This is a genomic window from Streptomyces sp. NPDC002790, assembly GCF_040295505.1.
Classification (GTDB): Bacteria; Actinomycetota; Actinomycetes; order Streptomycetales; family Streptomycetaceae; genus Streptomyces.
The window spans coordinates 20,838-28,104 of sequence record NZ_JBEOVM010000085.1; the positions used below are offsets into that span (position 1 = coordinate 20,838).

Annotated in this window: 5 protein-coding genes; 3 read left to right on the plus strand and 2 right to left on the minus strand. The window is 72.7% G+C overall.

Annotation, left to right across the window (positions count from 1 at the left end):
- The first annotated feature begins 4 nt into the window (after positions 1-4).
- The 3 genes from ABT004_RS27630 to ABT004_RS27640 are packed head-to-tail and all read left to right on the plus strand — an operon-like array spanning position 5 to position 5,150.
- A complete protein-coding gene (locus ABT004_RS27630; RefSeq protein WP_351342081.1) occupies positions 5-940 on the plus strand; it encodes a carbohydrate ABC transporter permease in 936 nt (311 codons plus the stop codon).
- A complete protein-coding gene (locus ABT004_RS27635; protein ID WP_451190302.1) occupies positions 937-2,937 on the plus strand; it encodes a beta-galactosidase in 2,001 nt (666 codons plus the stop codon). Before ABT004_RS27630 ends, ABT004_RS27635 begins: the two co-directional genes overlap by 4 nt.
- On the plus strand, positions 2,937-5,150 hold the full coding sequence (locus ABT004_RS27640) for a glycosyl hydrolase family 95 catalytic domain-containing protein (RefSeq protein ID WP_351342086.1): 2,214 nt from the start codon (positions 2,937-2,939) through the stop codon (positions 5,148-5,150). Before ABT004_RS27635 ends, ABT004_RS27640 begins: the two co-directional genes overlap by 1 nt.
- On the opposite strand, the gene ABT004_RS27645 is transcribed toward ABT004_RS27640, so the two are convergent.
- Positions 5,151-6,014, minus strand: coding sequence for an alpha/beta hydrolase (locus tag ABT004_RS27645; protein ID WP_351342082.1), 864 nt, complete (start codon positions 6,012-6,014; stop codon positions 5,151-5,153).
- 43 nt (positions 6,015-6,057) lie between these two features.
- Positions 6,058-7,074, minus strand: a complete 1,017-nt coding sequence (locus ABT004_RS27650) for a LacI family DNA-binding transcriptional regulator (RefSeq protein ID WP_351342084.1) — start codon at positions 7,072-7,074, stop codon at positions 6,058-6,060.
- Positions 7,075-7,267 lie beyond the last annotated feature (193 nt).

Sequence of the window (7,267 nt, forward strand, 5' to 3'; positions counted from 1 at the left end):
AGAAATGAGCGTCACCGTCGAACGCCCCCGCCCACGCGGGCAGTGGCAGGCGCCCGAGCGCCCGGTGTGGGAGGAGCCGCCGACCCGGGCGGGCCTCGGCGCCAAGGGTCTGATCCTCGCGGTGTGCTGCATCGCCGTGCTCGGACCGCTGTGGGTGGTGGTCGTCACGAGCCTCTCGCCGCGGCACGTCATCGACTCGGCGGGCGGCCTGGTGCTGTGGCCCGAGGCCATCACCTTCGTCAACTACCAGGAGCTGCTCGGCGGCGGCCAGGTCAGCCGGGCCATGCTGGTCTCCATCGGGGTGACCGGTGTCGGCACGGTGTTCTCGATGGGGGTGTCGGTCCTCGCCGCGTACGGGCTCTCGCGGCCGGGCTCGTTCGCGCACCGGGCGCTTCTGATGGCGCTGCTGACGACGATGTTCTTCAGCGCCGGGCTCATCCCGACGTACCTTCTTGTCCAGACGCTCGGCCTGACCGACAGCTATCTGGCGCTGATCCTGCCGAGCGCGGTGAGCGTGTTCAACATCCTGGTCCTGCGCGGGTTCTTCATGAACATCTCGCAGGAGCTGACGGACAGTGCCCGCATCGACGGGGCCGGCGACCTCAGGATCCTGTGGACGATCGTGCTGCCGCTGTCCCGCGCGGTGGTCGCCGTCATCTCGCTGTTCTACGCGGTGGCGTACTGGAGCGCCTGGTTCAACGCGATGATCTACATCGACGACCCGACGAAACTGCCGCTCCAGAACGTGCTGATGCAGCTCGTGCAGAAGAACTCGGCGCTGCCGACGGGCCTGAGCCAGGCGGTCAACGCGGGTGAACTCTCCGCGCTGGGGCTCCAGATGGCGATGATGGTGCTGGCTCTCGCGCCGGTCGCGGTCGCCTCCCCGTTCGTCCAGCGGCACTTCAAGAAGGGGATGCTCATCGGGGCGGTGAAGGGGTGAGCGCCGTGCGGGAGATCGCCGAGGGCGGGCGCCTGTTGTTCGGCGGTGACTACAACCCCGAGCAGTGGCCCGAGGAGGTGTGGGCCGAGGATGTCCGGCTGATGAAGGAGGCCGGGGTCAACTCGGTCACCGTGGGCGTGTTCGCGTGGGCGCGGCTCGAACCCCGGCCGGGAGCCAGGGAGTTCGGCTGGCTCGACCGCCTACTGGATCTGCTGCACGCGCACGGCATCGGCGTCGTCCTCGCCACCCCGACCGCGTCCCCGCCGCCGTGGCTGGGGCGCCTGTACCCGGGGACGCTGCCGCGCGACGAGCACGGGCACACCGTGTGGTGGGGCTCGCGCCAGCACTTCTCCCACTCCTCCGCCGCGTACCGCCGGCATGCCGGCGCGGTCACCGAGGACCTCGCCCGGCGCTACGGCCACCATCCGGCGCTGCGCATGTGGCACATCAACAACGAGTACTGCACGTTCGACTACGGCGACGAGTCCGCGCGCGCCTTCCGCGACTGGCTGCGCGCGCGGTACGAGACCCTCGACGCGCTCAACACGGCCTGGGGCACGCCCTCTTGGGGCCAGCACATCGAGACGTGGGCGGATGTGATCCCGCCGCGCCGCGCCCAGTACCTGCGCGGCCCGACGCAGCTCCTCGACTTCCGCCGCTTCACCTCCGACGCCCTCCTCGCGTGCTACGTCGCCGAACGCGATCTCGTACGCCGCCACACGCCCGACCACATCCCGGTGACGACCAACTTCATGCCGCTGTGGACCGGGCAGGACGCGTGGGAGTGGGTGCGGCACGAGGACGTCGTGTCCGTCGACGTGTACCCGGATCCGCGCGACCCGGGGGCCGGTCAGTACAACGCGATGCTCGCCGACATGACGCGCAGTCAGTCCGCTGGCGGGCCGTGGATGTTGATGGAGCAGGCGGCGGGTGCGGTGAACTTCCGCCCGGTCAACTCGCCCAAGCCGCGCGGCCTGAACCGCCTCCTCTCCCTCCAGTCCGTGGCGCGCGGCGCCGACGCCGTCTGCTACTTCCAGTGGCGCCAGTCCCGGCAGGGCGCGGAGAAGTTCCACTCGGCGATGCTCGGGCACGCGGGCGCGGCGGGTCGGTCGTTCGCGGAGGTCAAGCGGATCGGGGTGGATCTCGCACGGTTGGGGTCGGCGGTCGCCGGGACGCGCCTCACCGCCGACATCGCCGTGCTGCACGACTGGCACTCGTGGTGGGCCGGCGGCCAGGACGGCAGGCCGTCGGCGCACGTCGCATACGAGGAGGTGGTGCGGGCCTGGCACCGAGCACTGTGGGAGGCGCACCTCACGGTCGACTTCGCACACCCCGAACACGAGCTGTCCGCCTACCAGTTGGTGGTCGTTCCGCAGCTGTACCTCCTGACGGACGCGGCGATCGACAACCTGGTGGCGTACGTGCGCGGGGGCGGGGCGCTGGTGTGCGGGTTCTTCACGGGGGTCGCCGACGTGGACGACCGGGTGCGGCCCGGCGGCATGGACGCGCGGCTGCGCGAGTTGCTCGGTATCCGCACTCTGCACGAGTGGTGGCCACTGGAGCCAGCGGAAACCGTTGACTGCGGCGAATTCACCGGCACGCTGTGGTCGGAGGAGCTGACGGCGGCGGCCGACGCCGAGGTCACGGCGGCGTACCGCGGCGGCGAGCTCGACGGCCTGCCGGCCGCCCTGCGCCGCGGCCGCGCCCGCTACCTGTCCACGCTCCCGCGACCCGGGGCCCTACGGGCGCTGCTCGCGGACGCGGCCCTCGAAGCGGGCGTACGGCCTCCACTGGCCGGCCTCCCCGCAGGGGTGGAGGCCGTACGTCGCGGGGAACTGCTGTTCCTGCTGAACCACGGGCGGGACGAGGTGACGGTCGCGCTCGCGGAGGGCGGGCGGGACCTGTTGACGGGGGCACGGGTCGAGGGGACGGTGACGCTCGGCCGGTTCGGCGTCGCCGTACTGGAGCCGGTGGCGCCGGCTGCGGGGGCCCGGTGATCCCCGAGCACCCCCACGGCACCTGGGAGACCGCGCCCGCCGACCGTTGGGAGGACGCCTACCTCGGTGGGAACGGGCGCCACGGCGTCCTGGTCTTCGGTGATCCGCGCGACGACCGGGTCGTCGTCACGCATCACCGTCTGGTCCGGCCGGACGGTGGCCCGCAGCCGGGGCCGCCCGCGCTCGCGCATGAACTGCCGCAGCTCCAGGACCAGTTGCTCGCCGGTGACGCCACCGCGGCCGAGCGGTTCACGGACGGGCGGCCGCTGCGGTGGGTGCGCGCGTTCCATCCGGCGTTCCAGGTCCGCTTCGTGCGGGACGAGGACGGGGCGGCGCGCGGCTACCGGCGCGCGGTCGACTTCGCGACGGGGGTGGTCGAGGCGCGGTGCGGCGGCTGGCGTTCGCGGGTGTTCGTGCCGCGGGCGGACGACGTGGTCGTGCAGCACGTGAGCGGGCCCGGCCTCGACGGGGACCTGGCGCTCGACCCGCACCTCAGCGGTGTCCCCGGCGGGCTCGGTATCGGCCGTGGCGCGGTGCTCACCCCGTACGGCGCCCGGCTCACGCTGCGCTGCCGCTACCCGGACAGCGACCTCGGCTTCACCGGCGTGACCCTTGCGGTGGTGCGGGACGGGCGCGCCTCGGTGGGCGGCACGGGGCTGCGCGTCGAGGGCGCGGGTGAGCTGCTTCTCCTGACCCGGGTCCGCAGACACGCCGGGGAGCTGGACACGGCGGGCGAGGCGAGCGCGCTCGCGGACCTGATCGACGCGAGCGGCTCCCCCGACGCGACGTACGACGCTCTCCTCGCCCGCCACGAGGCCCTGCACCGGCCCGCCTACGAACGCGTCACGTTCGACCTCGACGCCCCGCGCCACCAACGTGGCCTGCCCGGAAGCGAGTTACTGGCCCGCGCGTCGAGCCCGGCCCTCCTTGAGCGGCTGTTCGCGGCGGGCCGTTACCACCTGCTCAGCTCCTCGGGCGCCCTGCCGCCCCGGCTGACCGGGCTGTGGACCGGCGAGTGGGACACGGCGTGGTCGGGCGCGTTCACCACGGACGCGAACCTGAACCTCCAGACGGCGTCGGCGGTCGCCTGCGACCTGCCAGAGACGGTCGAATCCCAAGGGGCTTTCATCCAGGGCCAGTTGGCGCACTGGCGGGACAACGCGCGGCTGATCTTCGGCGCCCGCGGCATCGTCGCGCCCGCGCACAGCGACGGCGAGTCGGGACACGCGTACCACTACCAGCACGCGTACCCGATGCACCTGTGGACGGCGGGCGCCGACTGGCTGCTCGAACCGCTCATCGAACAGGCCGAGGCCACCGGCGAGCGACTCACATGGCTCGCGGCCGCCGTCACCGAACTCGCCGTGTTCTACGAGGACTTCCTCACGCGGACTGGCCCCGACGGGCGGATCGCGATCGTGCCCTCCTACTCACCGGAGAACCGGCCCGCGAACGCGAGCTGGGGCACCGTCAACGCCACCATGGACATCGCGGCGGCCCGGCACGCGCTGCGCACCGCCGCCGCCTGGCACCCGGGCCCGGACGGCGACCGCTGGGCCGCACTCGCCGACCGGCTCCCCGACTACCGGGTCAACGAGGACGGGGCGCTGGCCGAGTGGGCGTGGCCGGGCCTCGACGACGCTTACGACCACCGGCACCTCAGCCACCTGTACCCGGTGTGGCCGCACCACGACATCAACCCGTACGACACCCCGGACTTGGCGAAGGCGGCGCGCCGGGCGCTCGAACTGCGCGGCGCCGAGAACGACTCCGCGCACGGGCATCTGCACCACGCCCTGATCGCGGCCCGGCTGCGCGACGCGCCCCGCGTCACCGACTGCCTGCGGCGCGTCCTGACCAGCGACTATTTCCACACATCACTGATGAGTGCGCACTACCCGCGCCGCGACGTCTACAACGCGGACGCCGCGCACACCCTGCCCGCGCTGATCACGGAGGCCCTCCTCCAGTCCACGCCCGAGCGCCTGGTGCTGCTGCCCGCACTCCCCGCCGACTGGCGGCGGGGAGCACTACGGGGCCTGCGCACGCGGTTCGGCGCGCGGGTGGATCTGCGGTGGGGCAGCGGCACCTGCACGGCCCTCGTCCGGCCGCACCGGGACGCGGACGTGGAGCTCAAGACCCCTGCGGGCGACGCGGGGCGGATCCGTCTGGACGCGGGTGTGGAGCGCGAACTCAGCCTGCCCACGCGGTAGTTACAGCAGCGCGGCGAGCTCGCCCAGCACCCGCGCCGCCGGCGCCGGGTCGACCAGCCACTTCAGGTGGCTGCTGTCGATGGTGCGGACGCGGAAGGGGTTGTCCGGGGTCAGTGCGTCGCCCTCGCGGATCAGCCGGTCCTGGAGGGCGGGCGGCAGGCTGGTGTCACGCGAGAGACGGACGTACGTCTTCGGGATGCGGCCCCACGTCTCGGCCTGCGCGCGGTCGTCTCCGGTGCCGACGTCGAGGTTCTCGTCGGGCTGGAAGGTGTTGAGGAACGTACGGAACTCGTCGTCGGTTCCGTCGGCGAAGAAGGCCGACCTGAATGCGTCGAGCGCCTTCTCGTCGGCGGTGCGGAAGTTGACGCGCAGCAGGCCGAGTTCGGCCGGGTCGCCCGCCATGGCGAGGCCGAGCGCGGCGACGTCGACCGAGGCCATCTCCGGTTCGGCGTGGTAGTCGCCCACGCTGAGGTCGACCGGGCACCAGGAGGCGACGTAGACGATGTGATCGATGAGGTCGGGGCGCCGGTTGGCGGCGGCCGTGGCGGTGACGCCGCCGCGGCTGTGCGAGACGAGGATGACCGGGCCGTTCTCCTTGGCCCGTTCCAGGACGCGGATCACGTGCTCGGCGTTGTCGGCGAGGGTGACTCCCTTGATGGAACCGGGAATTGACGCGAGACCCGCCGGGTCCTGCGGGGACTGGTACGCGGCCGGGTAGGTCGCGGCGAAGCCGTGTCCCGGCAGGTCGACGGCGACCGAGCGGTGTCCGAGCAGGCCGAGTTCCGCCTGGAGCGGCGCGAAGGAGAAGGAGTTGGCGAATGCTCCATGGACGAGGACGTACGTCGGCTGCACAGGCACGCTCACTTTCTGAGGCTTTCCTGACGCTTCAGGACCGGATGTGCCGATCCTAACCGGCGGGCGGCGCCTGTGCCGCGCTTTCCCTGACCGTCAACTCGGGCGCCAGCAGCACGACTTCCTCCGCCGAGCCGCGGCCCTCGATCTGCGCGACGACCTGCTCCACCGCGCGCCGCCCCATCTCCTGCGCGGGCACGGCGACCGAGGTGAGCGGCACCGACGCATGCCGCGCGACCTGCTCGGGGCAGACGGCGACGACCGACACGTCCTCGGGGACCGCGCGCCCGGACTGCCGCAGCAGGGCGAGCAGCGGGTCGGTGGCGGCCTCGTTCTGGACGACGAACGCGCTGGTGCCGGGGCGCTCGTCGAAGATCCGCGACAACGTTGCCGACACCGAGGCGTAACTGCCCTCGCAGGGGCGGTGCAGGAGCCGCAGGCCGAGTTCGGCGCTGCGCCCGCGCAGGCCCGTCAGGGTGCGCTCGGCGAAGCCGGTGCGGCGCTCGTAGACGGCGGCGGCCTCGCCGATGACAGCGATCTCGCGGTGCCCGAGGCCCGCCAGGTGTTCGGCGCACACCGCGCCCGCGGCGGCGAAGTCCAGGTCCACGCAGTTGAGTCCTGTGGTGTCGGCGGGCAGGCCGATGAGGACGGCGGGACGGCTCGCGGTGCGCAGGAGCGGCAGCCGCTCGTCGTCCAGCTCGATGTCCATGACGATCACGGCGTCCGCCAGCGCGCTGCCCTCGATGCGGCGCACGGCCTGGGCGCCCTCCTCGCCGGTGAGCAGCAGGATGTCGAAGCCGTGGGTGCGGGCGGCGGTGGCGACCGCCGTCGCGATCTCCATGATCACGGGTACGTACATGTCGGTGCGCAGCGGCACCATCAGCGCGATGATGTTGGACTTGCTGCTGGCGAGGGCGCGGGCCCCCGCGTTGGGGTGGTAGCCGAGCTTGCGCACGCTCGTCTCGACGCGCTCGCGGGTGGCCGCCGAGATGGACCGCTTGCCGCTGAGGACGTAGCTCACGGTGCTCGCCGAGACTCCGGCATGCCTGGCGACCTCTGCGAGGGTGACCATGTCGTTCTCCTGAAGCCGGGTCCGAGGGGGGTGGGCGGGAGCCGCCCGTCGTTCGGCATGCCGACCCTATGATTTGCGCAGGGTGCCTGTCCAGAAGGGTGGGGGGGGGGCGGGGGGGGCCGGGCGGGCCCCCGGGGGGGCACGAAGGCGGGCACGCCACGAAAAACCCCCCCCCCCCCCCCCCCCCCCCCCC

Bases quoted from the DNA above. Each gene is read 5' to 3' on its own strand.
- ABT004_RS27630 (WP_351342081.1), top strand. From the start codon at position 5: ATGAGCGTCACCGTCGAACGCCCCCGCCCACGCGGGCAGTGGCAGGCG.
- ABT004_RS27650 (WP_351342084.1), bottom strand. From the start codon at position 7,074: ATGGTCACCCTCGCAGAGGTCGCCAGGCATGCCGGAGTCTCGGCGAGC.